Origin of the sequence: Rhizobium esperanzae, assembly GCF_002204185.1 — a bacterium.
GTDB lineage: Bacteria > Pseudomonadota > Alphaproteobacteria > Rhizobiales > Rhizobiaceae > Rhizobium > Rhizobium esperanzae.
In genome coordinates this window covers 75,797-101,340 of record NZ_MXPU01000004.1, presented here as the reverse complement: position 1 = coordinate 101,340, position 25,544 = coordinate 75,797, and the positions used below count along the sequence as shown (strand labels likewise).

The following is a 25,544-nucleotide window of genomic DNA, read 5'->3' as shown; positions in this document are numbered from 1 at the left end:
AGTGTGCTTCAAGCCGACAGCGTGAAGGCGTCGCTTTCGCCCGGAACGAGCTCCATCGGCCAGATCCTGTTTCGGGCGCCCTGCGGGTAATGATCGGCATAGGCCGGCATGGTGGCGAGCAGGGTTTCGCCGAGCTGGGCGCCGAGATCGCGCAGCGACATGCGGAAGGAGGTCAGCGACGGCTGCAGGAAATGCGTGCGCGGCTCCTCGCGGAAGCCGACGACGGCGAGGTCGCGGCCGGGCACGATGCCGGCCTCGGTCAGCCTGCGGTAAAGTCCGATCGCCATCAGCTCGTGGATCAGGATGATCGCGGTCGGCCGGTCTTCGATCATCAGCAATTCATGGCCGGCCTGATAGCCGCCCTGTTCGCTCGACTTGACGCGGATGACGAGCGCCGGGTCGAAGGCAAGGCCGTGGCGTTGCAGCGCCTGACGGTAGCTGTCGAGAAAGATATAGCCGAGATTGATGTCGGAGGAGGGGGCAGCCACCGCAATCCGCCGATGGCCCTTGGCGACCAGCCGGTCGACGCCGCGCGCCGCCACGCCTTCGAAATCGAGGTCCATCCAGGTGTAGCTGCCGCCGGACGCGCTGCGGCCGAGCGCCACGAAGGGGATGCGGGCCTTTTCCAGAAGCTCGATGCGCCGGTCGGTGCGCCGCGTCGCCGAAATGATCAGCGCGTCGACAAGGCGGCGCGCCACCATGCGCTTCAGATATTCGTGCGGATCCTCGTCGTCGGGGCAGGGCAGCATGACCAGATCGAGCTTGTGGCGGGAAAAGACGCTCTGCAGCCCGTCGGTGACGCCGAGGAAGAAGTCGTCGCTGTTTTCGACCGTTTCGCGACTGACCTCGAGCATCAGCCCGATGACGTTGGTCATGCCCTGGCGCAGGCTGCGGCCCGACTGGTTGGCGACATAACCGAGCTCTTCGGCGGCGGCGAGCACGCGCCGGCGCGTGTCTTCATTGACATCCGGCTTGCCGTTCAGCGCCCGGGACACCGTTCCGATCGAAATGTCGAGATGCTCGGCGAGCTGGCGAATTCCTTTCATCTGCAGCGATCTTCCTCCCTGACGACGCCGCGCGATGGAAACGCGCAAGGGACGTTACGCCTCGATTGCCAGATCCTTCTTGCCACAGGATGGCGCCTGCGAAAAGCTAAGGCTTGAAGCTCTGACGAATGATGAGTTCCGGGATGACTTTGATGAGGATCGGAATGCTGCCGCGCCGGATCAGGGCTTTGGCAAGGGCGGCGGCCAGATGCGCACGAAAACCCAACTCCGGCCGTGTGGCGACGATGCCGACAAGGCGGCTCTGATCGGCAAGCACGCCGCGCGCCAGATCGTTGACGTGATAACCGAGCTCCTTAGCCGCCCGCAGCACCTTTTCGCGCGTTGCAGGCGCAACGCTTGCACCCGGCCTGAAGGTGCAAGATACGGCGGAACGCGAAACCCCCGCCAGCTTCGCCACCTGCTCGGCGCTGACAAAACGCATGCGCTCTTTTTTCGGCATCCTGCCGTCGGTCACGGGGCCATCATTCATCGGCTGTCAGCTATTGCTTGTCTCTGACAGCCGGATGACAGGCGGCGGGATGAGCGGGATTTTTTGCGAAGGTGCTCTCGCCCGCATGCCGGCTGGCGTGCCCTCGCATCCGCTTCACCCTTTGCATCCGCAGAAAGCTTGACGTCTGCGCAGTTGGCGCAGCGTGTTAGCCCCTCCGCCTTGAGGGGAAGGGTTGGGGAGGGGTGCGCAGCAGCCGGATGGGGCTCATCTCTTGGAGGGATGTCGCTGATATTGAATAAAAAAACCGAGGCTGCGGGAGGCAGCCTCGGCTGGAGACAAACCGGGGGCGATTAAAACCAACGCCGCCGCAACAATTCAGGGGCTACTCGCAGACCCGCACGGTTTCGGTATGGTAATAGCCGTCATAGCGGTTGCGGACGTCGCGGTCCTCATACCAGCACCTCGGCGCCGGCTCGACATAGCGAGGGCCATCGACGTAGTAGCGCGGGCCGCTATTGGCGATCGCGCCGCCGATCAGGCCGCCCACCACACCCGCGGCAACGCCGCCGGCGATGACTCGGCCAGTATTGTTGTGGTGATGGTGGTCACGCGCGGCAGCAGGCTGGATAGCCGATCCAACAAGGGCCGTCGCGATCAACAGGCTGCTAATGATTCTCTTCATGACATTCTCCTCAGTGGCATTTGCCCCGGATAAAAGGGAAATGCGGCAGCAACGCGTTTGTTCGTTCAAACTTTGCGACAAGTGGTTAATTCAAGTCATAGGCGCCATCAAGTCGCCGACTGCGCCGCCGTCGTATCTTCCAGTACGTCCTCGGGAATATCGTCGAACGAGGCGTAGTTGAGGTTATAGAGCCGGGAATAGAGCTTGCCGTTCTTCATCAGCTGGCGGTGGTCGCCGCTTTCGATGATCTCGCCGTTCTGCAGCACGATGATGCGGTCGGCTTCGCGGATCGTCGCCAGGCGATGGGCGATGACGAGGCCGGTGCGGTTTTCGAGCAGCTTTACCAGCGCCTTCTGGATCAGCATCTCGGTATAGCTGTCGATGTTGGCGGTCGCCTCGTCGAGCACCAGGATCTTCGCATCCGCCACAAGGGCGCGGGCAAAGCTCAAAAGCTGGCGCTGGCCGAGCGAGAGATTGCCGCCGCGCTCGCCGAGAATGCTGTCATATCCATCGGGCAGGCGCATGACGAAATCATGCGCGCCGACGGCTTTCGCCGCCTCGATCACCTGCTCGCGGGTCGCTTCCAGCTTGTGATAGCGGATGTTTTCGAAGACGGTGCCGGTAAAGAGGAAGGGCTCCTGCAGCACCATCGCGATCTGCGCTCCGAGCGAATCCTGCGTCAGGTTGCGCACATCGTGGCCGCCGACCAGCACCTGGCCCTGTTGCACGTCGTAAAAGCGATGGATCAGCGACATGCAGCTCGATTTGCCCGATCCCGTAGGACCCACAAGCGCCACCGTCTCGCCCGGGTTGACCTTGAAGCTCACATGTTTCAGCACCGGATGCTTGGGATTGTAGCCGAAGACGACATCCTTGAATTCGACCGAACCGTCCATGTCGCGCGACAATGTCTTGGCGTCAGGGGCGTCCTTGATGTCGACGGGCACGTCGAGCACTTCGGTCAACCGCTGGCCCGACGCCATGGCGCGCTGCATCACCGAATATTGCAGGGTCAGCGAACGGATCGGATCGAAGAAGCGCTGGATGTAGAACAGGAAGGCGACGAGCACGCCGAGATCGAGCGCCTGGTTGAGAACGCGGGCGCCGCCGACGACGATGACGAGCGCCATCGCCACACCCGTCAGGCTGTCGACGATCGGCACCATCACCTGGGCATAACGCGCCGCCGTCAGATGCGTCTTGAGATTGGCATGCGCCTTGTCGTCATAGAGCGTGAAGTTGACGCCCTGGCGGTCCATGCTCTGGACGGCGCGCACGCCGTGGATCGCTTCGGCGAGCGCCCCTGCCGCAACCGAATTGGTCTCGTGCGCGGCCATGAAGGACTTGCGGGCGAGCGGCAGCCAGAAGAGCCGGACGACGAAGAGCACTGGCAGCACCGAAAGCGTCAGCAGCCCCAGCTTGAAATCGAGATAGAGCATGACGAAGACGATGCCGAAGAGCAGCACGATATCGCCGACCGACAGCACCGAGGTTTCGAGGAATTCCTGCATCGAGTTGACGTCGCCCTGCAGGCGCGACATCAGCCGCCCCACTTCGGTCTTGTCCATGAAGGAGAGCGAAACCCGCTGGAGATGCGAAAACATCGCCTTGCGGATGTCGAACAGCACCTCTTCCGCGACATTGCCGACCAGCGTTTCCTGGGCGTAGCTTGCCGCATAATTGATTGATATGGCGACGGCAAAAGCCGCGATTGCCCAGATCAGCGCCGCATGATTGCCGCCCGGCGACATGCCGTGATCGATGGCGTAACGGATGATCAGCGGGATCAGCAACTGCATCGTTGTGAAGGTCAGCACGGCGACAACAGCCCAGAGGACCTGGGTGCGGTAGGGGCGAACGAAAGCCCAGATCCGCTTGATGATGTTGCCGTCGAAGGCCCTGCCGAACATCTCCTCCTCGACGCGATGCGAGCCGACCACCGCCCGCGGCGGGCGGCGTCCATCCTCGCGAATGTCGGGACGCTCGGTTTCCAGTTCCTCGGCCATCGTCGTTCCTCCTGCGGCCATCACTCGAGGTGGTCCGCGCGTGAATTCCTTGTCCGCTTCTCCCCAGCGGGGGGAAGGTGCCCGAAGGGCGGATGAGGGGGCCGCACGGCACGCCCTCCGTTTGCCCTTCGCTACCGCGCCTCGCCCCCTCATCGCCTCGCTTTGCTCGGCACTTCTCTCCAGCGGGGAGAAGAGGGAACTACGCGCTCAACACTTCGTCGCCCGGTCGTACCTGCAGCTCGTAGAGCGCCTTGTATCGACCGCCGAGGGCAAGCAGCGCCTGATGCGTCCCGCGCTCGACGATCCTTCCGTCTTCGACGAACAGGATCAGGTCGGCATGCATCAGCGAACTCAGGCGGTGGGCAACGATGATGGTCACGCGGTCGGCGGCATAGCGGCGCATGGCGCTGCGGATGCGCTGCTCGGTGGCCGCGTCGATTGCCGCCGTCGAATCGTCGAACACCATCACCGCCGGCCTCAGCATCAGCGCCCGGGCGATCGACAGCCGCTGCCGCTGACCGCCAGAGAGCGACACGCCGCGCTCGCCGACGACGGTGCCGTAGCCGGTGGGAAGGCCGAGCACGTAATTGTGCAGCTGAGCGCTTTCGCTGGCGCGTTCGATGCGGCTTTCCTTTGCCCAGGGATCGCCATAGGCGATGTTGTTCTCGATCGTCGTCGTGAACAGAAAGGAGTCCTGCTGCACGACGGCAACGGAACGGCGCAGCGACTGCAGCGTCGCCTTGCGGATGTCCTGTCCGTCGATGGTAATCCTGCCGCCGGTCACATCGTAGAAGCGCGGGATCAGATGGGCGATCGTCGACTTGCCGCTGCCGGGAGGGCCGACGATGCCGATCGTCTGGCCGCGCCGGGCTTCGAAGGAGACGTCGTGGAGCACGGTGCGCTTTTCCGCGCCGGGATAGGCGAAGCTGACATTCTCGAAGCGCAGCACGCCCTCCGTTAAAGCAAGCTCCCTGGCATCCGGCGCGTCCTTGATCGAGATGTCGAGGTCGAGCAGGTTGAAGAGGCGCGAGCCGCAGGTGGAGGCGCGGGCAAAGGCATTGACCATCAGGCCGAGCTGGCGCACCGGCATCTGCAGGATGGTCATGAAGGTCAGGAACGAGGCGAGCGTGCCGACGGTGATCTCACCCGCCATCACCTTGCCGCCGCCGACCCAGAGCACCAGACCCATCGCGGCGAAGAAGGAGAAGGTCATGGCGCTGGTGTTGACGACACGGATGCCGACGCGCTGATGGGCGAGCGCGAGCGCGTTTTTCGATGCCGCCTCGAATTTCGTCAGTTCGTGCTCCTGGGCGGCAAAGGCGCGCACGACGCGAATGCCGCCGAGATTCTCCTCCATGATCCGGGTCAGCACCGAAAGCCGCTCCTGCAGGTCGAGCCAGGTGGCGCGCAGCCTGAGCTGCGTCGCCGAGGAACGCCAGCCGACGAAGGGCACGAAGGAGAGTGCCAGCAGGCCGAGCACGACATCGGTCGACAGCAGCATATAGGCGCCGATGCCGATCAGGACCGACAGCAGGATCATGCGGACCAGCGCTGTCGAAAAATACATGCGCACGCCTTCGAGATCGAGCAGGCCGACGGTAATCAGATCGCCGGAATGGACCGTGTCGTGAAAGCTGAAGGAGAGGCGCTGGATCTTCTCGTAGCAGGCCAGCCGCAGCTCGTAGCCCATGTGGTGGCCGACGGATTCGCTGAAATAGTTCTGCACCATGGTGAAGAGGCCGCGCAGCACGCTGGCGCCGAGCAAGAGCAGCGCCGTGGTCAGAAGCGCGTCCTGCGCCGCCTGGCCGGCCGCGCCGCCGCCCATCGCCATCTGCGTGTGGTCGACGGCCCGGCCGAGAAGCCGGGGAATCATCAGCTGGAAGGTGGAGGCGATGAGGGTGGCGCCGATCGCAAAGCCGGCCTGCCAGGGGTGGCGGAAGGCCATCACGGTGATGCGCACCAGTGTATAGAGGCCTCTGCCCCAGCCTGCCGCAGTTGCAAGCGCCATCGAAGCCGAAGGCTTCGTCGCGCGTGTTGACGCATCGCTGCTCACGGTATTTTTCCAATAGATGTGGTGCTCGGACGCTGGCCCGAAAAGACGGCAAATCCATGAAGGGATTGATAGCACCATCATTTTTGCCGATTCCAACTGGGCGTTCAAGTAAAGAATTCACCAACTGGTTATTTTTACGTGAGGCTCCCCGCGCGTCCCTACGGAACAATGGGCGCGCGGGTGGGTTGCAGCAGCAAACCCCCGTCAGGCAACCGCTACGGAGAGACCCATGCCGCTGAAAGCCCTTGCTCTCAACGCGACGCTGAAGGCGAGCGACGCCAAGGATCCGTCGTCGACCGAGCGGATGATCGCTCTCATCGACAAGGCGATGGCTGAATACGGTGTTGCGACCGAAGTGCTGCGGCTTGCCGATTTCAACATCAAGCCGGGCGTCACGTCGGAAGAAGGCGCCGACGACGACTGGCCCGGCATTCGCGCCAAGGTGCTCGCCGCCGATATTCTGTTGATGGCGACGCCGATCTGGCTCGGCCAGCCCTCCAGCGTCTGCAAGCGGGTGCTCGAGCGCATGGACGCCTTTCTCGACGAGACGGACGATCAGGGCCGTATGGTGTCTTACGGCAGGGTCGCGGCCGTCGCCGTCGTCGGCAACGAGGACGGCGCCCATCACGTGTCGGCCGAACTCTACCAGGCCCTGAACGATGTCGGCTTCACCATTCCGGCGAATGCCGTCGCCTACTGGGTCGGAGAGGCGATGGGCTCGACCAATTTCGTCGATCTCGACAAGGTGCCGAAGGTCGTGACGAAAGCCGTGGACATGCTGGCGCGCAACACCGCGCATCTGGCGGGCCTGCTGAAGGCGAAGCAATATCCGGGCGAAGGCGGCTGAAGGCGACCGCTGGCGCGGCGCACAAAATCTAAAATCTGATCAACGGTTTAAAACAAGAGATAATAAAGCTCTTGCCAGGGGTGCCGTTTAGCGCTTTCATACACGACCAGTTTGATAGACTATCGCCGAGAGATCGGCCCCTCGTTTTGGCGGGTTCCCGGTTGGACCCGAGTTGCGGCAGGAATTGCCGCGTGACCCTCATCAACGCGTGATCCGCTGTTTATGCGTTGAAACCTCGATCGACCCCAGGCTGCGGATGAAGCGCAAAGGAGTTGCGATGACGGTTCAGGGACTTTTTTCCGGAAGGGCCAAGGTGGCGGCACAGATCTCGGCCCTGCCGCGCATAGCGATTGTCGGGCGCGGCTTCTCCGGAATGATGACGGCCATTGCGCTGATGAAGACGGTGCGCGCACCCTTCCATCTGCAGCTGTTCGATCCGAATTCGTCGGTCAGCGGCGGCCAGGCGCTGGCCTCGGCCCGCGCCTCGACGATCCTCAACACCCGCGTGCGTGACCTCTCGGTTTCGGTCGGCGACAGCGACGATTTCAACGACTGGCTCTGTAGCAATGCCGCTTTCCGCGCCGCCGTGCCGGCCGCCATTCCCGGTTTCCGGCAGATCTTCGTGCCGAAGGAGATCTTCAGCGATTATGTCTACCAGCGCTTTTCGGAAGCGCTGGCCGCGCGCCGGGACATCACCGTTCAGGTCTGCAACGATCCTGTGGTGGCGATCCGCCGGAGCCATGGCAACCGTTTCCTGCTCGAAAGCGCCAATCCGGCCAATCCGTTGTTCGATACTGTGATTCTCGCCACCGGCTACGGCCTGGGCGATCCGGATGCCGAGGAGCCGGATGCGTCGCCGGTCAGGGCCCAGCGCCTCGTCGCGCGGCCGCATGCCGTGTTGCTCGGCAGCGGCATCCGCGTCGTCGACCAGTTGCTGCAGCTGCGCGATTCCGGTTATGCCGGCCAGGTGACGATCATTTCCCGGCGCGGCTTCCTGCCCCAGAGCCATACGCCGAATTCCGCCGATCCGGTGTTTCCGGCCGAAGCGCTGCCTCAGAGCCTGCCTGACATCGTGCGCTTCATCCGCCAAGCCTGCCGCGAGGCGGAAGAAGAGGGGCGAAGCTGGCAATCCGTGATGAACGGGCTGAGGAAACATGCCCGCTCTCTGTGGAGATCGCTGCCGGCCCGCGACAAACATCAGTTCAACCGCCATTTGCGGGCGATCTACGACAGCCACCGCAATCGCCTGCCGGAGGCCATGCACCTGCGCCTGAAACGCGAGCTCGCCGAAGGCCGCACGGTGCTGCGCCGCGGGCGGGCCGGTCGCCGGGGCCTGAGTGGCCTGTTTTTCACACCGGCGGGATCCTCCGCCGAGGAGGTGATCCAGGCCGAGCGCATCATCGATTGCCGCTGCCAGGCGCCGGATCTCTCGGCGCCGCTGATGCAAAGCCTGTTTTCCGCCGGTCTTGCCATGCCCGACGAACTCTCGCTCGGACTGGCGGTCACTGCGCGCGGCGAGCCCTTCCTGGAGGACGGTTCCACGGTTGCCGGGCTGTTTGCCGTCGGTCCGCTCGGCCTCGGCAGCCTGCCCGATATCGATCTCGTGCCCGAGATTGTCTCGCAGGCTTACGCCGCGGCCGAACGGATCGGCGAGCGCTTCTATCCGCATGTCAAGGCGGTTTGAAAAAGTGTGATATTTTCGGAACCATCTGTTCGGTACCGCGTTAAAAGCGCTGGTAACCGAGAGGGGCAGATGGAAGTGCTGGATCGATATGATACGTCTCTTGATGAAGAGGGACGCTTTCGTCTTCTGGTCGATGCCATCACCGACTATGCCATCTATATGCTGAGCCCGGAAGGCATCGTCACCAGCTGGAATACCGGCGCTCAACGTTTCAAAGGTTACAAGCCCTCGGAAATTCTCGGCGAGCACTTTTCCCGTTTCTATGTGGACGAGGATCGCGCCGCGGGCATCCCCGAGCGCGCCCTCGCCACGGCGGTGGAAGAGGGCCGGTACGAGGGGGAGGGCTGGCGCCGGCGCAAGGACGGCAGCCGCTTCTGGGCGCATGTGGTCATCGATCCGATCCGCCATCCCTCCGGCGAACTGGTCGGCTTTGCCAAGATCACCCGCGATCTGACCGAACGAAGGGCCGCCGAACAGGCTATCCGCCAAAGTGAGGAGCAATTTCGCCGTCTGGTTCAGGGCGTTTCGGACTATGCGATCTACATGCTCGATCCTGACGGGAATGTCAGCAGTTGGAATTTCGGCGCCGAGCGTATCAAGGGTTATCGGCCTGATGAAATCATCGGCCGGCATTTCTCGACGTTTTATACACCCGAGGATCGCGCGGCCGGCCTGCCGGAGAAGGCGCTCCGGGTCGCGCGCGCCGAAGGCCGGTTCGAAAGGGAGGGCTGGCGTGTCCGCAAGGATGGCAGTCGCTTCTGGGCGAGTGTCGTCGTCGACGCTATCCGCGACGAAGACGGCGAAGTACTAGGTTTCGCCAAGATCACCCGCGACATCACCGAAAAAATGGAAACGCAGCGGGCGTTGGAGCAGGCGCGCGAAGAGCTTTTCCAATCGCAGAAGATGGAGGCGATCGGCCAATTGACCGGCGGTATCGCCCATGATTTCAACAATCTGCTGATGGCCGTGCTCGGCAGTCTCGAACTCCTGAAGAAGCGCATGCCGCAGGACCGCTCGCTGACGTCGCTGGTCGACAATGCCATGCAGGGCGCCCAGCGGGGTGCTGCCTTGACGCAGCGCATGCTGGCCTTCTCCCGCCGGCAGGAGCTGCACCTGGAGCCGATCGACGTCTCGGGCCTGGTGCGCGGCATGATGGACATTCTGAGCCGGTCGCTCGGCCCCCTCACCACGATCGAGACCTCCTTCCCGGTCAGGCTGCCGACAATCCTCACCGACCCCAACCAGCTCGAGATGGCGATCCTCAATCTCGTCGTCAACGCGCGCGACGCCATGCCTTCCGGCGGCCGTATCATGCTTCGCGCATCCGAGGAAACGATAACCGCAGGCAAGGGGCCGCTGTCGGCCGGCCGCTACATCCGAATCGCGGTGATCGATGAAGGCGAGGGCATGGATGCAAAGACGCTGGAGCAGGCGGTCACGCCGTTCTTCACCACCAAGGGGGTCGGCAAGGGCACCGGTCTTGGCCTTTCCATGGTCCAGGGTCTCGCAAGCCAGTCCGGCGGCCGGCTCAGCCTGAAGAGCACGCTGGGCGAAGGCACGACGGCCGAGCTATGGTTTCCGGTCGTCATTGCCGAACAGACTGCCGAAGCACCGGCCGACATGCCGCAAAAGCCAGATAACGCACCGCAGGGGCTGCGCATTGTCGCCGTCGATGACGACGGCCTGGTGCTGATGAATACGACGCTGATGCTGGAGGATCTCGGCCACACCGTTTTCGAGGCGATGGCCGGTCCGGAGGCGCTCGACATCCTGCGCAAGGAGCCGGTCGATCTGGTCATCTGCGATCACGCCATGCCGCGGATGACGGGAGCGCAGCTCGCCGAGGCGATCCGCAGCGAGTGGCCTGAGATGCCGATCATTCTCGCCACGGGTTACGCCGATCTGCCCGATGGCGCCGGCGCGGCCAATCTGCCCCGCCTCGGCAAGCCCTTCTCGCAGGCGCAGTTGGCCGAAGCGATCAGCCGGATCTCTTGTTAACCGCTCTAGGCGCGAAGCTTCTCGTCGCCATTATCTTGGATGACCGCGTGGTCGGCTCCGAGTTCTGAGGTCGTCGGAATTTGCTGTTTACCCGTCGTGGCCGGAGTTGTGCCGTCCAGCAGGCGCTTTTCAGCCGCCTGCAGGTCGAGGATTGCCCGCTCGATCCCCGCGGCCGGCGTGTCGCGCGAAACCAGGCGCCACCGACGATGCTGCCACAAGGTGACGAGCAGGCGTCGGCTTGGGACTTCTATCGTCTCATGCAGGAACCATGCTCCCCCCACCGCGACGGCAAGCGCCACCGCGATGAGCACCGGTTCCGGCATCAGCGCCTCGAAAGCCCGGCGTACAAGGAACATGATCGGGACGTGGAAAAGATAGAGCGAAAAGCTGATCGCGCCGAAGAACCGCACGGGTGCCGCTGCCAGAACATCGGCTGCGATGGGAGGCTGCCGAGCGACGAGCGCCACAATCACGGCTGCGGCGGCCGCGCTTTGCAGGCTCCAGAATTCAGGGGAGAAACCAGGCAAGACATGCCTGTAAACAAAGAACGCCGCCAGAAGGAACAGCGTGAAAGCGCCTGTGGAGGCGGATGGCCTCCACCTGTCCCAGCAGGAATGCATCGCCCCGGCAAGGGCGCCGAACAGAAAATAGGGGAACTTGGAAAGAAGCAGTATGCCTGGTCCCGGCAGTTCAAGCAGACCATCCACCACGAGCAGCACCGCCAAGCCTACGATCACGCCGCTATAGCGCTGCGGGCGGGTCAAGCAGAGCCAAAGGATCGGGAAGAACAGATAGAACTGAATTTCGGGTGGAATTGACCAGAAAACCCCGCTCGAGCCCAGAAGAAAGACGTGGCGGAGAAATTCCGTGCCGCCAATGATCGGCTGAACGAAGTTTAGACTTCGCATTCCTGACAGCATCGCCACAAGCAGGACAGCAGCCAGATAGACCGGATAGATACGGGCAAAGCGGCTTACAAGAAAATCCAGGACGGTTTCCTTGGTCACCGGTCGCGAGCCGTAGAGATGGGCCATCAGAAAGCCGCTGAGGGCGAAGAACAGGCCGACGGCTTCGCTGCCCATCGTCATGTCACGCAAGGCTGTATTCGGAAAGATGAGCCCAATATGCGCCTGCACGACCAGAAGCGCGGCGATACCGCGCAGACCATCGAGACTGGGGATGTAATCCGGCCGGCTCATGTACAACTTTGAAATGTTCTGTTCAGGCAAGCAGTATCGGACATCGCTTTACAAGAGATTAATCCGGCGCGCGCGAGCCATCGGCGTGCAACTGCTGCTTGCCGGCGCGCTCGAATGAAGCAAGCGACCGCTCTAGTCTCGGCGCCTTATTCCGATCTCGCCGCGAAGAATAAACATCAGCAACGCCAGCACCATCACCGCCAGTCCGTACCAGGTGATCGCATAGACGAGATGGTTGTTGGGAAAACGGATGACGGTGAGGCCGCCGACGGGCAGGCCGCCGGGATTTGCAGCGGCCTCGGCATCGATGAAATAGGGCGCGACCGCGCCGAGGCCGCGCTTTTGCGCGATCGCTGCGACATCGCGCGAATACCAGCGGTCGGCGGCGTCGTCATTGGATTGGAGCAGCGATCCCTTCGGCTCCGTCATCCGCATGAGCCCGGTGATCTCGATCGGGCCTGATATCTGACCGTCGCGGCGCGAGGCGGGGTCGCGCCTGTCCGTCGGCACGAAGCCGCGATTGACGAGGATGGCGGTGCCGTCAGCGAGCATTAGCGGCGTCATCACCCAATAACCCGGACCGAGCACGGTCGAGGCGTAGACCAGCGTTTCCTTGTCGTTTGCCAGCATTCCCTCGACGCTCACCCGTCGATATTCGCCTTCTGCGGCATTGAGCTTGTCCCAGTCGGGGCGCGCCGGGGCCGGCACGGCGGCTGCGTGCACGCGCTGGTCGACGCGGGCGATGAGGTCGCGCTTCCAGCCCAGGCGTTGAACCTGCCAGGTGCCGAGACCAAAGAGGATGGCGGCAAGCAGCGTCAGACAGACGGCGAAGAGCGCGCGTTTTGCCCTGAAATGCCGTCTTTCCGATTTATCCGTGGGGGCTTCGCTCATTGGTCTCAGGGCGGCGCTGCGGCCGCCCCTTCGTTTGCCGTTACGGCATGTTCTTCATCATCTCGGGGCTCATCGGCATCATGTTGGTGTTGAGATGATGCATGACCCAGAGGGAACCGGAGAGCGCGATGGCGACGATGATGAGGGTGAAGATCAGCGCCATCATCGTCCAGCCGCCCTCGCTTCTCGGGTTCATGTGCAGGAAGAAGACCATATGGACGACGATCTGGACAGCGCCGATCGCCATCACCAGCACCGCCGTCACCGCCGGGCTTTCGAAGACGCCCGCCATGACCAGCCAGAAGGGAATGGCGGTCAGGATGACGGAGAGCGCGAAGCCCGCCATATAGCTGCGGAAGGTGCCGTGGCCGGCCTGATGACCGTGGCTGTGGCCGTGATGCGCCTCGTGGGCGTCCTCATGAGCAGGGGCTTGCGAACTCATCCGACAACTCCGAGCAGATAGACGAAGGAAAAGACGCCGATCCAGACGACGTCGAGGAAGTGCCAGAACATTGACAGGCACATCAGGCGGCGGCGGTTGGCCTCGACCAGGCCGTGCATCGAGACCTGCACCATCAGCGTGATCAGCCAGATGATGCCGAAGGTGACGTGCAGACCGTGCGTGCCGACGAGCGTGAAGAAGGAGGACAGGAAGGCGCTGCGCGTCGGCCCGGCGCCCTCGTGGATCAGGTGGATGAACTCGTAGAGTTCGAGCCCGATGAAGGCCGCGCCGAACAGACCGGTGACGGCGAGCCAGAACAGCGTTTCCGCCTTGGCGTTCCGCTCCATCTGCAGCATGGCAAAGCCGTAGGTGATCGAGGAGAACAGCAGCATCGAGGTGTTGAGGGCGACGATCGGCAGATCGAAGAGATCGGCCGGCGACGGGCCGGCGGCATAGTTGCGGCCGAGCACGCCGTGCGTGGCAAACAGCACCGCGAAGATCAGGCAGTCGCTCATCAGATAGAGCCAGAAGCCGAGATTGGTGCTCCCTTCCGGATGATGGTCTTCGGTCAGATAGAATTCAGGCTTTTCGGCCGTGTCGATGGTTTGATCGCTCATGGTCATTACACCTGCTCGGCAAGCAGCGCCGTGCGCTTGCCTTCCGTTTCGGTCACCTTGCCGGCGGGGATGTAGAAGTCGCGTTTGTAGTTGAAGGTATGGCCGATCGCCACCACCAGCAGTGCGACGGCGGAGAGGATCACCAGCCACCACATGTACCAGATCAGGCCGAAGGCAAGCGCGACGCTGATCGCCGACAGGATCGCACCGGTGCCGGTATTCTTCGGCATGTGGATCGGCTTGAACCCGCCGAGCGGGCGTTCGTAGCCGCGCCTTTTCATATCGTACCAGCTGTCATGGTCGTGGACCACGGGCGTGAAGGCGAAGTTGTAGTCCGGCGGCGGCGAGGCGGTCGACCATTCCAGCGTCCGGGCATCCCAGGGATCGCCGCTGTCGTCGCGCAATTCCTCGCGTTTCATGAAGCTGACGACGATCTGGATCAGGAAGGCGGCGATGCCGAGCGCGATCAGGCCGACACCGAAGGCGGCAATGATGAACCAGATCCGCAGCGACGGGTCCTCGAATTGACTCATGCGGCGGGTGACGCCCATCAGGCCGAGCACGTAGAGCGGCATGAAGGCGAACCAGAAGCCGATCTGCCAGAACCAGAAGCTCATCTTGCCCCAGAAGGGATCGAGCTTGAAGCCGAAGGCCTTCGGGAACCAGTAGTTCACGCCGGCGAACATGCCGAAGAGAACGCCGCCGATGATGACGTTGTGGAAATGGGCGATGAGGAACAGCGAATTGTGCAGCACGAAGTCGGCCGGCGGCACGGCGAGCATGACGCCGGTCATGCCGCCGATGACGAAGGTCACCATGAAGCCGACCGTCCACAGCATCGGCACCTCGTAGCGGATACGGCCGCGATACATGGTGAACAGCCAGTTGAAGATCTTCGCTCCCGTGGGGATCGAGATGATCATCGTGGTGATGCCGAAGAAGGAGTTGACGGAAGCACCCGAGCCCATGGTGAAGAAGTGGTGCAGCCAGACGATGTAGGACAGGATCATGATCACGCAGGTGGCGTAGACCATCGAGGCGTAGCCGAACAGCCGCTTGCCCGAGAAGGTGGCGACCACTTCCGAGAAGATGCCGAAGGCTGGCAGCACCAGGATGTAGACCTCCGGATGACCCCAGATCCAGATGAGGTTGATGTACATCATCGGATTGCCGCCGAGGTCGTTGGTGAAGAAGTTCGTCCCGGCATAGCGATCGAGCGACAGCAGCGCGAGCGTTGCCGTGAGGATCGGGAAGGAGGCGACGATCAGCACGTTGGTGCAGAGCGCCGTCCAGGTGAAGACCGGCATCTTCATGAAGGTCATGCCCGGCGCGCGCATCTTGACGATGGTGGCGATCAAGTTGATGCCGGAGAGCGTCGTGCCGACACCGGCCACCTGCAGGCCCCAGATATAATAGTCGACGCCGACACCCGGACTGTAGGCGGCCCCCGACAGCGGCGGATAAGCGAGCCAGCCGGTCTGGGCGAATTCGCCGATGAACAGCGACAGCATGATGATGATGGCGCCGGCGGTGGTCATCCAGAAGGAGAAGTTGTTGAGGAAGGGGAAGGAGACGTCGCGCGCCCCGATCTGCAGCGGCACCACGAAGTTCATCAAGCCGGTGACGAAGGGCATCGCCACGAAGAAGATCATGATGACGCCGTGGGCGGTGAAGATCTGGTCGTAATGGTGCGGCGGCAGGTAGCCCTCCGATCCGTTGAAGGCGATCGCCTGCTGGACGCGCATCAGGATCGCGTCGGAAAAGCCGCGCAGAAGCATGATGACGGCGAGGATCACATACATGATGCCGATCTTCTTGTGATCGACGCTGCAGATCCAGTCGTGCCAGAGCGGACCCCAGAACTTGAAATAGGTGATGGCGCCAAGCACGGCGAGACCGCCGATGACGACGCCGATGAAGGTCACGACCAGAATCGGCTCGTGGTAGGGAATGGCGTCGAGGGTCAACCGGCCGAAGATCAACTTCAGGAGGTCAGGATTGGAAAACATGGAACAACCCGTTCATTATGTCTTGCGACGCAAAGCGCCAGGTTAATTGTTGTTGTTGAGCTGCGCCGGCGCCGGATCGGCGCCGTTGCCCGTGCCGGGCATGGGATGGCCGTCATGCTGCATGTCCATTCCGGGCATGTCGTTGCCGTCGGTGCTCTTGGGCGGCTCGACCTGTGCTGGGACGCCCGTTGCCGGCACGGTAGCCCCAGGCTCGACGACGTCTTCGCCGGCATGGCGGTTGTCGTATTGCAGCTTCTCGCGGTTTTCGGCGCTTTCCTTGCCGCCGCCGCCCATCATATCGATGTGCATCATCTCGTTCATGCACATCTTGCCCGGCGTGGCGCACATGTTGAGGATGGCGTCGTAGAGATCGGCGTCGGCGCCGGCATAATATCGCACCGGCTCCTTCTCGCTCGGCTTCTCGAGCTTCAGATAGGCGTCGCGGTTGAGCATCGTGCCCTGCTGCTTGACCTTGGCCACCCAGGCGTCGAAGCCTTCGCGGGTGAGGCCATGGAATTTGAAGCGCATGTGCGAGAAGCCGGCGCCGCTGTAATTGGCGGAGAAGCCTTCATATTCGCCTTCCCGGTTGATAACGGCGTGCAGCTTTGTCTCCATTCCGGGCATGGCGTAGATCTGGCCGGCAAGGGCGGGGATGTAGAAGGAGTTCATCACCGAGGAGGAGGTGATCTTGAAATTGACCGGCATGTCGACGGGGGCGGCGAGTTCGTTGACGGTGGCGATGCCGAGTTCGGGATAGAAGAACAGCCATTTCCAGTCGAGCGCCACCACCTCGACGGTCAGCGGCTTGGTATCGGCCGGGATGGCGCGCTCCGCATCGAGGCGGTCGAGCGGGCGGTAGGGATCGAGCTTGTGCGTGGAAATCCAGGTGACGGCGCCGAGCGCAATGATGATCGCCAGCGGTGCTGCCCAGATGACGATTTCGAGGCGGGTCGAATGATGCCATTCCGGCGCGTAAGTCGCGGCCGTGTTGGAGCGGCGGTAGCGCCAGGCGAAGAGCAGCGTCAGGAAGATCACCGGAACGATGATCAGAAGCATCAGCACCGTCGAGATGACGATCAGATCGCGCTGTTGCGCGGCGATGTCGCCGGAGGGCGCCATGACCACCATGTTGCATCCTGCCAGGAAAAGCAGCGGCAAGACGGATAGAAGGCGGGAAAACTTCATGAGTTTTGGCACGTCTCTAAGCTCTTGTTGTTTCGTTTTGTCCGCGACTAAAGCACTGAACGGGATAGCGACATGAGGCGGAAGGTCGCAGTGCAGCAAACATGCCGCACTGCGGCAAAAATCATCGGGCGCTAGGGCTTTGAAATCCTGATGAAATGTAGAAGGATTTTAAGCCTGCGCATGTTTCAGTTCAATATATCCGCAACTGCCAGCCAGGCCAGCATTTGCAGGGGAAAATCACGCTCCGGATCAAGCAATTTTTTCGGTCCGCGCTTCATTTGAGCCCTGATGATGAACTATTTCGGTCTTACGGACTTGATAAGCCTGCCGGTTTGATCAAGATCACGCTTGAGGCGCCTTGCCGGAAGCGCCTTAACGAGGAGGCGTTTTATGGCAACAACATCGCATTACGGACCGTCGTCGTCGTCGCTTGAGCGCGACGCGCGGCGCATTCACGACGACAAGCCGGTTTCACCGGGCAGCATCGCCATCGGCGTGGTGATCGGCCGCATGTCGGAATTCTTCGATTTCTTCGTCTACGGCCTCGCCTCGGTCCTGGTCTTTCCGCAGCTCGTCTTTCCTTTCGCGCCCGACAGGCTGACCGGCACGCTCTATTCCTTCGCCATCTTCTCGCTCGCTTTCCTCGCCCGGCCCGTCGGCTCCGTCGTCTTCATGACCATCGACCGGATGTACGGGCGCGGCACCAAGCTGACGATTGCGCTCTTCCTGCTCGGCGGCTCCACGGCCTCGATCGCCTTCCTGCCGGGCTATGCGGAGATCGGCGTCTGGTCGATCGCGCTGCTGGCGCTCTTTCGTCTCGGCCAGGGCTTTGCGCTCGGCGGCGCCTGGGACGGCCTGGCATCGCTCCTCGCACTCAACGCGCCGCCCAATCACCGTGGCTGGTACGCGATGATCCCGCAGCTCGGCGCGCCGATCGGTTTTGCGCTGGCAAGCACGCTCTTCGGTTATTTCGTCGCCAACCTTTCCAGCGAGGATTTCCTTTCCTGGGGCTGGCGTTATCCCTTCTTCGTCGCCTTCGCGATCAACGTCGTAGCGCTGTTTGCGCGTCTGCGCCTGGTCATGACCAAGGAATTCGGCACGCTGCTCGAGCAACATGAGCTGGAGGCCGCACCGATCCTCGAGGTGCTGCGCGTTCACGGCCGTGACATCCTGATCGGCGCCTTCGTGCCGCTCGCGAGCTTCGCCATGTTCCACCTGGTGACCATCTTCCCGCTCGGCTGGATGAGCCTTTACGGCAACCAGCCGATCGGCACCTTCATGGTGGTGCAGGTGGTCGGCGCCATGGTCGGCGTCGTCGCCATCATCGCCTCCGGCCTGATCGCCGACCGCATCGGCCGGCGCGCCCAGCTCGCGATCTGCGCCGTCATCATCGCCGTCTTCAGTTTTATCGGGCCGATCCTGATCGCCTCCGGCAATAACGGTCACGACGCCTTCGTCATCATCGGCTTCGGCGTGCTCGGCCTCTCCTTCGGCCAGGCGACCGGCTCGATCTCGTCGCGCTTCGGCCGCGGCTATCGCTATACCGGTGCTGCTTTCACCTCGGACCTCGCCTGGCTGGTCGGCGCCGGTTTCGCACCGCTGGTGGCGCTCAGCCTCTCCAGCCGCTTCGGCCTGACCTTCGTCGGCTACTACCTGCTCTCAGGCGCCATCTGCACGCTGGCGGCACTCGCCTTCAGCAAGGCGCTGGAACAGCGCGAATAGGTCGAACCACAGCAGCACGCCGGCTCCGGTGTGCTGTCTCATTCTTTATCGTATCGAAGAACGGCACTGCCGAATTGATGCAAAACTTGTTGGTTGTTAGCGATATCCACGGCTTTCCCGAAACCTTCGCCGAACGATTGGATGTTAGGTGCTCTAAGCATCGTCTATTACACCTGGCCGAGCTGAGCGGTCGACCTGGCCTGCGCGGAGACGAGCTTCACCACCATCTTTTCAACGAAGATGGCATGCGGCATGCGGTTCGGGCACTTCGCGAGGTTGGCGGGCACAGGTGTTTGGGGGTTGGTTTCAGCGCCGGCGGAACCGCTTTGTGGAATGCGGTCAAAGAGGGACTGGAGCTTCAGGCTCTGATCTGCGTGTCGTCAACCAGATTGCGCTTCGAAACGTCTCCATTGAATATGCCCACAATGGTAGTCTGGGGAGAGCTTGATCCATATCGGCCGCCTGAAAGCTGGAACCACGCTGTTCCCCAGCGTTGGAAAACCTATGCTGGCAAGCAACACGATTTTTATCGCATCGAGGCGCTTGCATCCGAATCGCCGTTACGGGCCGATATCGCCGTGTTCATCGAAGACTCTTTCCTCTTTGCATAGCGTATATTGCGGCGCTTCGGCCGGTGCCGGCCGGCCGGCCGCCGGATCTGTAATCGTTGGGGGCGAATGGTGCTGGTTTGTTCTGAGTGGATGCCCGCAATCCGCCAAATCGACGAACGGACGGCCATTTGCGCGATAGGCGATAGCTGATCTTCGGTCGACGGGGAACGGGCGCGGGGTTTCATCACTTGTGGACGAAGGCCCGTGCGCCCTTCATCGCCGCGCTGACCAAATCCTCAACTGAGAACCTTACTGCGCCATCTGCGGCTGCTTCGCCGCCCGCGCCGCGGTCAGCTCCGCGGTGGTGTGGTTCAGGCGGTCGGCGAGCACGCGCATGATTTCGACGGCCATTTCGGGGAAGTCGCTCAGCAGTTTCAGAAAATGTTCCTTGCTGATGCGCAGCACCTCAAGCGGCGAGGTGGCGCGCACCGTTGCCGTGCGTGAGACATCGCAGAGAATGGCGATTTCGCCGACGATGGAATTGAGCTCGACATCGGCAACCTTGATCTCGCCGGCCGGCGAGGAGACGATGATATCGGCGCTGCCGGAAAGGATGACATAGGCGGCGTCGCCGACATCGCCCTGATGGAAGAGATCCTGACCGGCCTTGTAGGTCATGCGGTCGGAGGTGAAGGCCAAAAGCTTGAGTTTCGCTGGCGCAATCCTCGAAAAGATTGGCACCCGGCGCAGCATTTCGACTTCGTCTCTCAACAGCATGAGCGTTTCAATCCCCTGACGCAGGGTTCTTGGAACCCGGCGCCTCAATTCCAGGCGTTCCCCCGGGAACGCCTACCATCGCCGCCCCAATAGAATATTACGATAACAGTTCCTTGAACATACCGTTTTTCTCGGAAAGTTCCGGATAGTTCCCGGCTTCCGCCAGCCCGCCGCGGTCGAAGAGCAGAATCCGGTCGAACATCTCGGCAAGTCGGGCATTCGAAAGCACCCAGATGATCGCCGGGCGCTTACCTTCCTTATGCAGATCTTCGATGATGTTGCGGGTGATTTGATCCTGAACGCGCTGATCGAGTGCGGACAGCGGCCGGTTGAAGACGAAATAATCCGAGCGCTTCAGAAGAGCGCGGGCAAGGTTCAGCTTCTGGCGCTGCACCATGGTCAGCCGCTTGCCGCCGGAGCCGACGTCGAATTCGAGGCCGATCGACAGGACATCGTCATAGAGGTCGAGCGCGTCGAAGAGCTCGCCCATGATGGCGCGGATGCGGTCGGAGGCGTCGGCCTGCTGATAGGCGATACGGCCGAAGAGAACATTGTCCATCAGGCTTGCCGACGGGGTGAAGCGCTCGGCGTCGTAGCGCTCGATCAACTCGGCGAGGTCGGCCGGAATATGCGCATGGAACTGCTTGCGGGCGCTGACGATCTTGTCCATCAGCTCGTTGGTCAACAGGCCGAAGCGGTGGCGCGGCTCGATATAGGCGAAGCTCAGCCGGATGATGGCGGACCGCTCCTCAGGCGTGGCGTCCTCGAAGCGGCGGCTTTGCAGCTTCTGCAGAAGCGCCTGATAGGTCGGAATGTCGTCCGCCGTCATGAAGGTCAGCTGCTGGAAGAACGGATGATCCGGCGGCAGGTCGTGGAAGAGTTCGACGGCGTTTTCGGCAATCTCGAGGCCCATGGCGTAGAGGTCGGTGCTGAGGCCCGTCTCGCGGAACAGCTGCTGGAAATAGGGATGGGCGGCAAGCCGGCGGTTGGTCATCAGCGGCCGCTTCATCGTCCCGAAGAGCAGGTTCTCACCGACCGTCGCCTGGGCGTTGTAGGCGTCGAAATCGAAAGGCACGACGATGCCGTCGAGACCTTCATCGCGCAGCCGGTCGCGCAGCGAGGCGCGCAACGCCACGACATGGTCGCTGACCGCCACATGCACCTCGGTATTGACGTTCGAGCGCAGCGCCAGGTCGAGGATGTCCTGCGAGATCAGCACGGCGTCGAGCACCGGCCGGATCGCTTTGAGGAGATCATCCGGTCCATTGGCGCCGGCCGCCTGGTAATCCACCCAATCGCTGTTGAGGTCGAGCGTCGGGTTGCCGGCCTTCACCGCCTCGATGGAGTGCCATTTATACTCCTGCGCTTCCTTCTCGTCGTAGACGGCGTCGATCATCGGCGCGTGCTTGAGGCCGTAGAGCAGATTGCTGGCGAGCGTGCCATGGAAGAAGAAGGTGTCGGCCGAGGCATAGGAGATGCGGCGGCCGGTGATCGATTCCGGCAGCTCGAGCAGGTCGCGTCCGTCGATGGTGATGCGGCCGGAGTCGGGCCAGATCATGCGGCCGAGCGCTTCGGCGAAGGCTTCCGCGCCGCTGCCGTTCGGACCGACGATCGCAACCGTCTCGTTCGGCTTGATTTCGACCGAGACGTGATCGACGAGGCGGGCGCCGCTGTCGTCGGAGAGCGTCAGATTGGTGACGACGAGCGCGCTGGTCAGTGCGCCCACGGGTGCGGTCGCCAATTCCTGGATGTGGCTCTCGATCAAGGGCTCGACGTTGAACTGCTCGTAGACCTGCTGGTACTTCACCTGCACGTCCTGGCGCATCTGGTCCCAGTCGATCAGTTCCTTCAGCGGACCGGGCAGGTCCTTGTAGGCTGATATGACGGCGACGAGCTGGCCGATGTCGAGCCGGCCCTGAAGCGCGAGATAACCGCCGATCGCGTAGAAGAGGAAGGGGGTGACCTGGGCGAGAAAGTTATTGATGAACTTCACCAGGAACTTCCACTGGTAAAGGTCGTAGCGGATAGAGAAGATGCGGCCGAGCCGCCAGGCGATATCGGCGCGTTCGAGGTTGGATGTGTCGTTGCCGTGAATCGTGCCGATGCCGTCGACGATTTCGCCGACGCGGCCGGAAAGCTCGCGCGCCGTCAGCTGCCGCTGGCGGCCGAGATCCAGCAGGCGTTTGCGCATGCGGGGAATGACGACCGCCTGGACGCCGACGATGGCGGCGGCGATCATGCCGAGCCAGAAATTCTGCACGATGATGAAGGCGAGCGCGGTGATCGCCTGGCCGCCGAGCAGGGCGGGCGAGACGAAGGCGTCACCGGTGAAGCCGCCCATCGGCTCCACCTCGTCCTTGATCATGGTGGCGATCTCGGCCGATTTCACGCGCTTGAAATGGGCCGGCGGAAACCGCAGCACCCGGTCGATCAGCTCGAAGCGGATGCGCCGAAGCATGCGCTCGCCGAGCCGGCCCTTATAGGTGTTGATGTAGAACTTGAAGAGCCCGTTCAGCACCACCAGCGCCAGGAATACCAGACTGAGAGCCATCAGCATCTGGAAGCGGTCGAGCTGCACGCCCTTGAAGAATTCGACATGGCCGATCAGCGGAATGTCATAGGCGATGTGCATGAAGGTCTGGGTTGCGCCGGGGCCTTCAAAGCCGTCGCCCTGGATCGGTCCGTTGACGATTTGCTTCGGCAGATCGAAGGACAGGAAATAGGGGATCATCGAGGCCGCGACGACAGCCAGGATCCACAGCTGCTGCAGCCGCGTGTTCTTCCAGATATAGCGGGCGAGGCTCTTTTCCATGGCTAACCGTCAGCGTGCTGGGAAATTCCGAAGGCGCGATCCGGGCGCGGGGAGGGCAGGAATTGTCGAGAATAGGACCATGCAGCCGGACCGCCGATATCGCAATGAAAACAAGGCGAAGGGACCGGCTGCAGAAAGGCCGATTCTCGCCGGACCTCTGCTTATATCACAGGATTTTTAAATTAGGCGAGCGATTCGGCAATCATGGAGCGAATGATGGCGGCGGTCTTCTCCGCCCCATCGAGATCGAGCGAGACCGGCTCCTGCCGAGGCGCTGCCAGCGCCTTTTCGACAGCCTCTTTGACATGGGTCGAGGTCAGCCCTTGTTCCGGCAGGATATCGGCAAGACCCAGCGCCTGCAGCCGTTCGGCGCGCACTGTCTGTTCGGTCTCGCCGCCGGCGACGAAGGGGATGAGGATCGGCCGGCTCTCGGTGCGCAAGAGGTCGCCGACCGTGTTGTAGCCGGCCTGCGAGATCGAAACCCTGGCGCCACGCAAGAGCGAGGGAAAATCCTTGCGGAAGCGCACCAGCGTCACATTCGGAGCTGCGTCCCGCGACAGCCTGGCGAAATCGGCCTCCGGCAGGTTGGGACCTGAGATCAGCAGCCAGCGAAGATCGCCCGGCAGCAGCGCCGCGGCCTCCTTTGCCGCGCCGATCAGCTCGGCGCCGACCGCGCCACCGCCGGCCGATGCGATGATGTCGAAGGTTTCCGTCGGTTCGGGCGCCGGCGGCGGCGCGACGAGGCCGGTATAACGCAGCCTGTCGGCGATTTCTGGCGTTAGCGGGAAGGTATCCTCAAGCCTGACGAAGCCGGGATCGCCATGGACCAGCACGGCGTCGAAGTGACCCCTGACCAGCGCCACCGTCTCGGCGTCGCGGCCGGCCTTGCGGTTTTCCTGCAGGATGTCGCGCACCGAGCTTAGGAGTTTTGGCCGCGGTTCGGCCGCTTCGATCGCTGCGAGCAAGGGCAGGAGTTCGAATCGCATCTGCCGCCGGCCGAAGGGGAAGGCCTCGATGATAACGACATCGGGTCTGGCGGCATGGAAGGCGTCGAGCAGCAATTGCCGGCGGGCGGCGAGGAATTCTTCGCCCGCCGGCCGGCCATCGGCATCGGCGAGCCCGGAGAAACCGGCATTGCTGGCGACGACCGCCGGCAGGGCCACGGTCTTGACACCCTCGCCGGGAAAGCCCGGCACCGGCAGGCCGCCGGTCACGACGGTGACGTCGAAGCCGTCCCTGACCAGCGCATTGGCGATGCGGCTGGCTCGGGCGATGTGGCCGATGCCGAGCAGGTGCTGGACGTAGAAGAAGATGCGCGGTGCCGTCATGAGGCCTTCTGCCATTCGGCCTCGAACAGGCCGGTGAGCTGTCTGATGCTGGAATGATAGTCGAAGTCCTCGCGCACCCGCCTTTCGGCGGCGTCGCCGAGGCGCTGGCGCAGCGCCGGATCGCGGATCGCCGCCTCCAGCGCCCGGGCGAGCAGCGCCGGATCCTCCGGCGGCACGACGAGGCCGTTCTCGCCGTCCGTCAGCAGTTCCGGCACGCCGGATACTGTCGTGGAGATGCAGACGAGGCGCTGGCTCGAGGCCTCGACCAGCACGTTCGGCAGGCCGTCGCGGTCGCCGTTGGCGGCGATGCGGCAGGCGAGGGCAAAGAGATCGGCGCGGCGGTAGTGATCGAGCACGTCTTCCTGCGCCATGGCGCCCTTCCAGACGATGCGGCCGGAGAGGCCGAGCTCGGCGGCGAGCGCCTTCAGCGTCGCAAGCTCGCCGCCGCCGCCGATATGCTCCAGGCGCCAATGGAGATCGGCGGGCAGCAGCGCCAGCGCCCGCAACAAGACGTCATAGCCCTTCTTCTCGACGGCGCGGCCGACGCTGAGGATGAAGGCCGGATCAGCCGGGTCGCTGCCGGTTCTCTCGGAACGCGCGCCGGAAAAATGGCCGAAGCGGGCGAGATCGAGGCCGTGATAGCTCAAATGGACGGCCTGCTTGCGCGATGTCAGCATGCGCATGTGCTCGTAGCCGGTCCGGGTGCAGGTGACGGTCCAGCGGGCGCTCTCCAGCTTCTCCTTCAGTTCCCAGTCGGGCGAGGTCCAGATGTCCTTGGCATGGGCCGAACAGGTCCAGGGCGTGCCCGTCAGGATGCTGGTATATTCCGTCACCGAGGCCGGCGTGTGGATGAAATGGGCATGCAGCCACTCACCCGCATCCGGCCATTCGCGCGCCAGCACCAGCGCCTGGCCGAGGCGGCGGAAGCGGTTGCGGGAGAGGTCGCGCCTGAGGTCGGCGAAGAAGCGTTTCATCAGCGCCTTGAAGCCGGTTTTGCCGAAGCCGGCGACGAGGCCTTTCAGCACGCGGATCGGTTCCTCGTGCAGATATTCCGGCAGATAGACGACGCGCGCCTTGATCTCGTCATGCACGGGATGGCGCTTCTTGTCGGTCGGCCGGCGCATCGAAATCAGCGTCAGGTCGAAGCCGGCCCTTTCGAGGCCGAGCAGTTCCTGGGCGATGAAGGTTTCCGAAAGGCGGGGATAGCCTTTCAGCACGACGAGGATCTTGCGGCGTGGCGGCAA

The 25,544-nt window shown here is 62.8% G+C and carries 19 protein-coding genes and 1 pseudogene; 5 read left to right on the top strand and 15 right to left on the bottom strand.

The features are described 5' to 3' along the window. Nucleotides 1–8 precede the first annotated feature (8 nt). The 5 genes and pseudogenes from B5E41_RS06955 to B5E41_RS06935 all read right to left on the bottom strand — a co-directional run bounded on the left by B5E41_RS06955 (nucleotide 9) and on the right by B5E41_RS06935 (nucleotide 6,346). Nucleotides 9–1,046, bottom strand: coding sequence for a LacI family DNA-binding transcriptional regulator (locus tag B5E41_RS06955; RefSeq protein WP_088392174.1), 1,038 nt, complete (start codon nucleotides 1,044–1,046; stop codon nucleotides 9–11). A 151-nt stretch (nucleotides 1,047–1,197) separates the two neighbouring features. Continuing rightward, nucleotides 1,198–1,536, bottom strand: a pseudogene (locus B5E41_RS06950) (LacI family DNA-binding transcriptional regulator); the annotation flags it as partial. 343 nt (nucleotides 1,537–1,879) lie between these two features. After that, nucleotides 1,880–2,179, bottom strand: a complete 300-nt coding sequence (locus tag B5E41_RS06945) for a hypothetical protein (protein ID WP_064812033.1) — start codon at nucleotides 2,177–2,179, stop codon at nucleotides 1,880–1,882. A 107-nt stretch (nucleotides 2,180–2,286) separates the two neighbouring features. Beyond that, nucleotides 2,287–4,185 carry an ABC transporter ATP-binding protein gene (locus tag B5E41_RS06940; protein ID WP_088392172.1) on the bottom strand — a complete coding sequence of 633 codons (1,899 nt, stop codon included), beginning with the start codon at nucleotides 4,183–4,185 and terminating at the stop codon, nucleotides 2,287–2,289. Nucleotides 4,186–4,384: 199 nt separating this feature from the next. Then, nucleotides 4,385–6,346, bottom strand: coding sequence for an ABC transporter ATP-binding protein (locus B5E41_RS06935; protein ID WP_176439346.1), 1,962 nt, complete (start codon nucleotides 6,344–6,346; stop codon nucleotides 4,385–4,387). A gap of 121 nt (nucleotides 6,347–6,467) precedes the next feature. Between B5E41_RS06935 and B5E41_RS06930 the strand changes: the two genes are divergently transcribed. The 3 genes from B5E41_RS06930 to B5E41_RS06920 all read left to right on the top strand — a co-directional run bounded on the left by B5E41_RS06930 (nucleotide 6,468) and on the right by B5E41_RS06920 (nucleotide 10,767). After that, on the top strand, nucleotides 6,468–7,085 hold the full coding sequence (locus B5E41_RS06930; protein ID WP_088392170.1) for a flavodoxin family protein: 618 nt from the start codon (nucleotides 6,468–6,470) through the stop codon (nucleotides 7,083–7,085). 277 nt (nucleotides 7,086–7,362) lie between these two features. Then, entirely contained in the window at nucleotides 7,363–8,769 is a 1,407-nt protein-coding gene (locus tag B5E41_RS06925; protein WP_088392662.1) for an FAD/NAD(P)-binding protein, read from the top strand. 69 nt (nucleotides 8,770–8,838) lie between these two features. Further along, nucleotides 8,839–10,767 (top strand): hybrid sensor histidine kinase/response regulator, encoded by a 1,929-nt coding sequence (locus B5E41_RS06920; RefSeq protein ID WP_088392168.1) that lies wholly within the window; start codon nucleotides 8,839–8,841, stop codon nucleotides 10,765–10,767. Nucleotides 10,768–10,772: 5 nt separating this feature from the next. Here the strand turns inward: B5E41_RS06920 and B5E41_RS06915 are convergent, their stop codons facing one another. The 6 genes from B5E41_RS06915 to cyoA form a co-directional block, all read right to left on the bottom strand. After that, complete coding sequence (locus B5E41_RS06915; RefSeq protein ID WP_088392166.1) at nucleotides 10,773–11,966, bottom strand: acyltransferase family protein; 1,194 nt, start codon at nucleotides 11,964–11,966, stop codon at nucleotides 10,773–10,775. Between the two features lie 132 nt (nucleotides 11,967–12,098). Next, a complete protein-coding gene (locus B5E41_RS06910; RefSeq protein WP_088392164.1) occupies nucleotides 12,099–12,857 on the bottom strand; it encodes an SURF1 family protein in 759 nt (252 codons plus the stop codon). Nucleotides 12,858–12,897: 40 nt separating this feature from the next. Next, complete coding sequence (cyoD, locus tag B5E41_RS06905; protein ID WP_088392162.1) at nucleotides 12,898–13,299, bottom strand: cytochrome o ubiquinol oxidase subunit IV; 402 nt, start codon at nucleotides 13,297–13,299, stop codon at nucleotides 12,898–12,900. Continuing rightward, a complete protein-coding gene (gene cyoC / locus B5E41_RS06900; RefSeq protein ID WP_088392660.1) occupies nucleotides 13,296–13,916 on the bottom strand; it encodes a cytochrome o ubiquinol oxidase subunit III in 621 nt (206 codons plus the stop codon). Before cyoC ends, cyoD begins: the two co-directional genes overlap by 4 nt. Before the next feature lie 5 nt (nucleotides 13,917–13,921). After that, nucleotides 13,922–15,925 (bottom strand): cytochrome o ubiquinol oxidase subunit I, encoded by a 2,004-nt coding sequence (gene cyoB, locus B5E41_RS06895; RefSeq protein WP_088392160.1) that lies wholly within the window; start codon nucleotides 15,923–15,925, stop codon nucleotides 13,922–13,924. 42 nt (nucleotides 15,926–15,967) lie between these two features. Then, nucleotides 15,968–17,122, bottom strand: a complete 1,155-nt coding sequence (gene cyoA, locus B5E41_RS06890; RefSeq protein WP_088392158.1) for a ubiquinol oxidase subunit II — start codon at nucleotides 17,120–17,122, stop codon at nucleotides 15,968–15,970. 378 nt (nucleotides 17,123–17,500) lie between these two features. Here cyoA and B5E41_RS06885 point away from each other — a divergent pair, with 378 nt between their 5' ends. Then, entirely contained in the window at nucleotides 17,501–18,832 is a 1,332-nt protein-coding gene (locus tag B5E41_RS06885) for an MFS transporter (protein ID WP_088392156.1), read from the top strand. A 77-nt stretch (nucleotides 18,833–18,909) separates the two neighbouring features. After that, nucleotides 18,910–19,443 (top strand): dienelactone hydrolase family protein, encoded by a 534-nt coding sequence (locus B5E41_RS06880; protein WP_088392154.1) that lies wholly within the window; start codon nucleotides 18,910–18,912, stop codon nucleotides 19,441–19,443. A gap of 249 nt (nucleotides 19,444–19,692) precedes the next feature. Here the strand turns inward: B5E41_RS06880 and B5E41_RS06875 are convergent, their stop codons facing one another. The 4 genes from B5E41_RS06875 to B5E41_RS06860 all read right to left on the bottom strand — a co-directional run bounded on the left by B5E41_RS06875 (nucleotide 19,693) and on the right by B5E41_RS06860 (nucleotide 25,544). Beyond that, nucleotides 19,693–20,160: a cyclic nucleotide-binding domain-containing protein gene (locus tag B5E41_RS06875; protein ID WP_004679746.1), complete on the bottom strand. Its 468-nt coding sequence runs from the start codon at nucleotides 20,158–20,160 to the stop codon at nucleotides 19,693–19,695. Nucleotides 20,161–20,257: 97 nt separating this feature from the next. Beyond that, on the bottom strand, nucleotides 20,258–22,972 hold the full coding sequence (locus B5E41_RS06870) for an ABC transporter ATP-binding protein (protein WP_088392152.1): 2,715 nt from the start codon (nucleotides 22,970–22,972) through the stop codon (nucleotides 20,258–20,260). A gap of 182 nt (nucleotides 22,973–23,154) precedes the next feature. Beyond that, nucleotides 23,155–24,300 carry a glycosyltransferase family protein gene (locus B5E41_RS06865; RefSeq protein ID WP_088392150.1) on the bottom strand — a complete coding sequence of 382 codons (1,146 nt, stop codon included), beginning with the start codon at nucleotides 24,298–24,300 and terminating at the stop codon, nucleotides 23,155–23,157. After that, nucleotides 24,297–25,544, bottom strand: a complete 1,248-nt coding sequence (locus B5E41_RS06860; RefSeq protein ID WP_088392148.1) for a glycosyltransferase — start codon at nucleotides 25,542–25,544, stop codon at nucleotides 24,297–24,299. Before B5E41_RS06860 ends, B5E41_RS06865 begins: the two co-directional genes overlap by 4 nt.

Excerpts from the sequence above, each read along its gene's own strand:
- B5E41_RS06940 (WP_088392172.1), bottom strand. The coding sequence starts at position 4,185 with ATGGCCGAGGAACTGGAAACCGAGCGTCCCGACATTCGCGAGGATGGA.
- B5E41_RS06885 (WP_088392156.1), top strand. The coding sequence starts at position 17,501 with ATGGCAACAACATCGCATTACGGACCGTCGTCGTCGTCGCTTGAGCGC.
- B5E41_RS06880 (WP_088392154.1), top strand. The coding sequence starts at position 18,910 with ATGCAAAACTTGTTGGTTGTTAGCGATATCCACGGCTTTCCCGAAACC.
- B5E41_RS06910 (WP_088392164.1), bottom strand. The coding sequence starts at position 12,857 with ATGAGCGAAGCCCCCACGGATAAATCGGAAAGACGGCATTTCAGGGCA.
- B5E41_RS06875 (WP_004679746.1), bottom strand. The coding sequence starts at position 20,160 with ATGCTGTTGAGAGACGAAGTCGAAATGCTGCGCCGGGTGCCAATCTTT.
- B5E41_RS06870 (WP_088392152.1), bottom strand. The coding sequence starts at position 22,972 with ATGGAAAAGAGCCTCGCCCGCTATATCTGGAAGAACACGCGGCTGCAG.
- B5E41_RS06945 (WP_064812033.1), bottom strand. The coding sequence starts at position 2,179 with ATGAAGAGAATCATTAGCAGCCTGTTGATCGCGACGGCCCTTGTTGGA.
- cyoC (WP_088392660.1), bottom strand. The coding sequence starts at position 13,916 with ATGAGCGATCAAACCATCGACACGGCCGAAAAGCCTGAATTCTATCTG.
- B5E41_RS06955 (WP_088392174.1), bottom strand. The coding sequence starts at position 1,046 with ATGAAAGGAATTCGCCAGCTCGCCGAGCATCTCGACATTTCGATCGGA.
- cyoD (WP_088392162.1), bottom strand. The coding sequence starts at position 13,299 with ATGAGTTCGCAAGCCCCTGCTCATGAGGACGCCCACGAGGCGCATCAC.
- B5E41_RS06865 (WP_088392150.1), bottom strand. The coding sequence starts at position 24,300 with ATGACGGCACCGCGCATCTTCTTCTACGTCCAGCACCTGCTCGGCATC.
- B5E41_RS06925 (WP_088392662.1), top strand. The coding sequence starts at position 7,363 with ATGACGGTTCAGGGACTTTTTTCCGGAAGGGCCAAGGTGGCGGCACAG.
- B5E41_RS06915 (WP_088392166.1), bottom strand. The coding sequence starts at position 11,966 with ATGAGCCGGCCGGATTACATCCCCAGTCTCGATGGTCTGCGCGGTATC.
- B5E41_RS06920 (WP_088392168.1), top strand. The coding sequence starts at position 8,839 with ATGGAAGTGCTGGATCGATATGATACGTCTCTTGATGAAGAGGGACGC.
- cyoB (WP_088392160.1), bottom strand. The coding sequence starts at position 15,925 with ATGTTTTCCAATCCTGACCTCCTGAAGTTGATCTTCGGCCGGTTGACC.
- B5E41_RS06930 (WP_088392170.1), top strand. The coding sequence starts at position 6,468 with ATGCCGCTGAAAGCCCTTGCTCTCAACGCGACGCTGAAGGCGAGCGAC.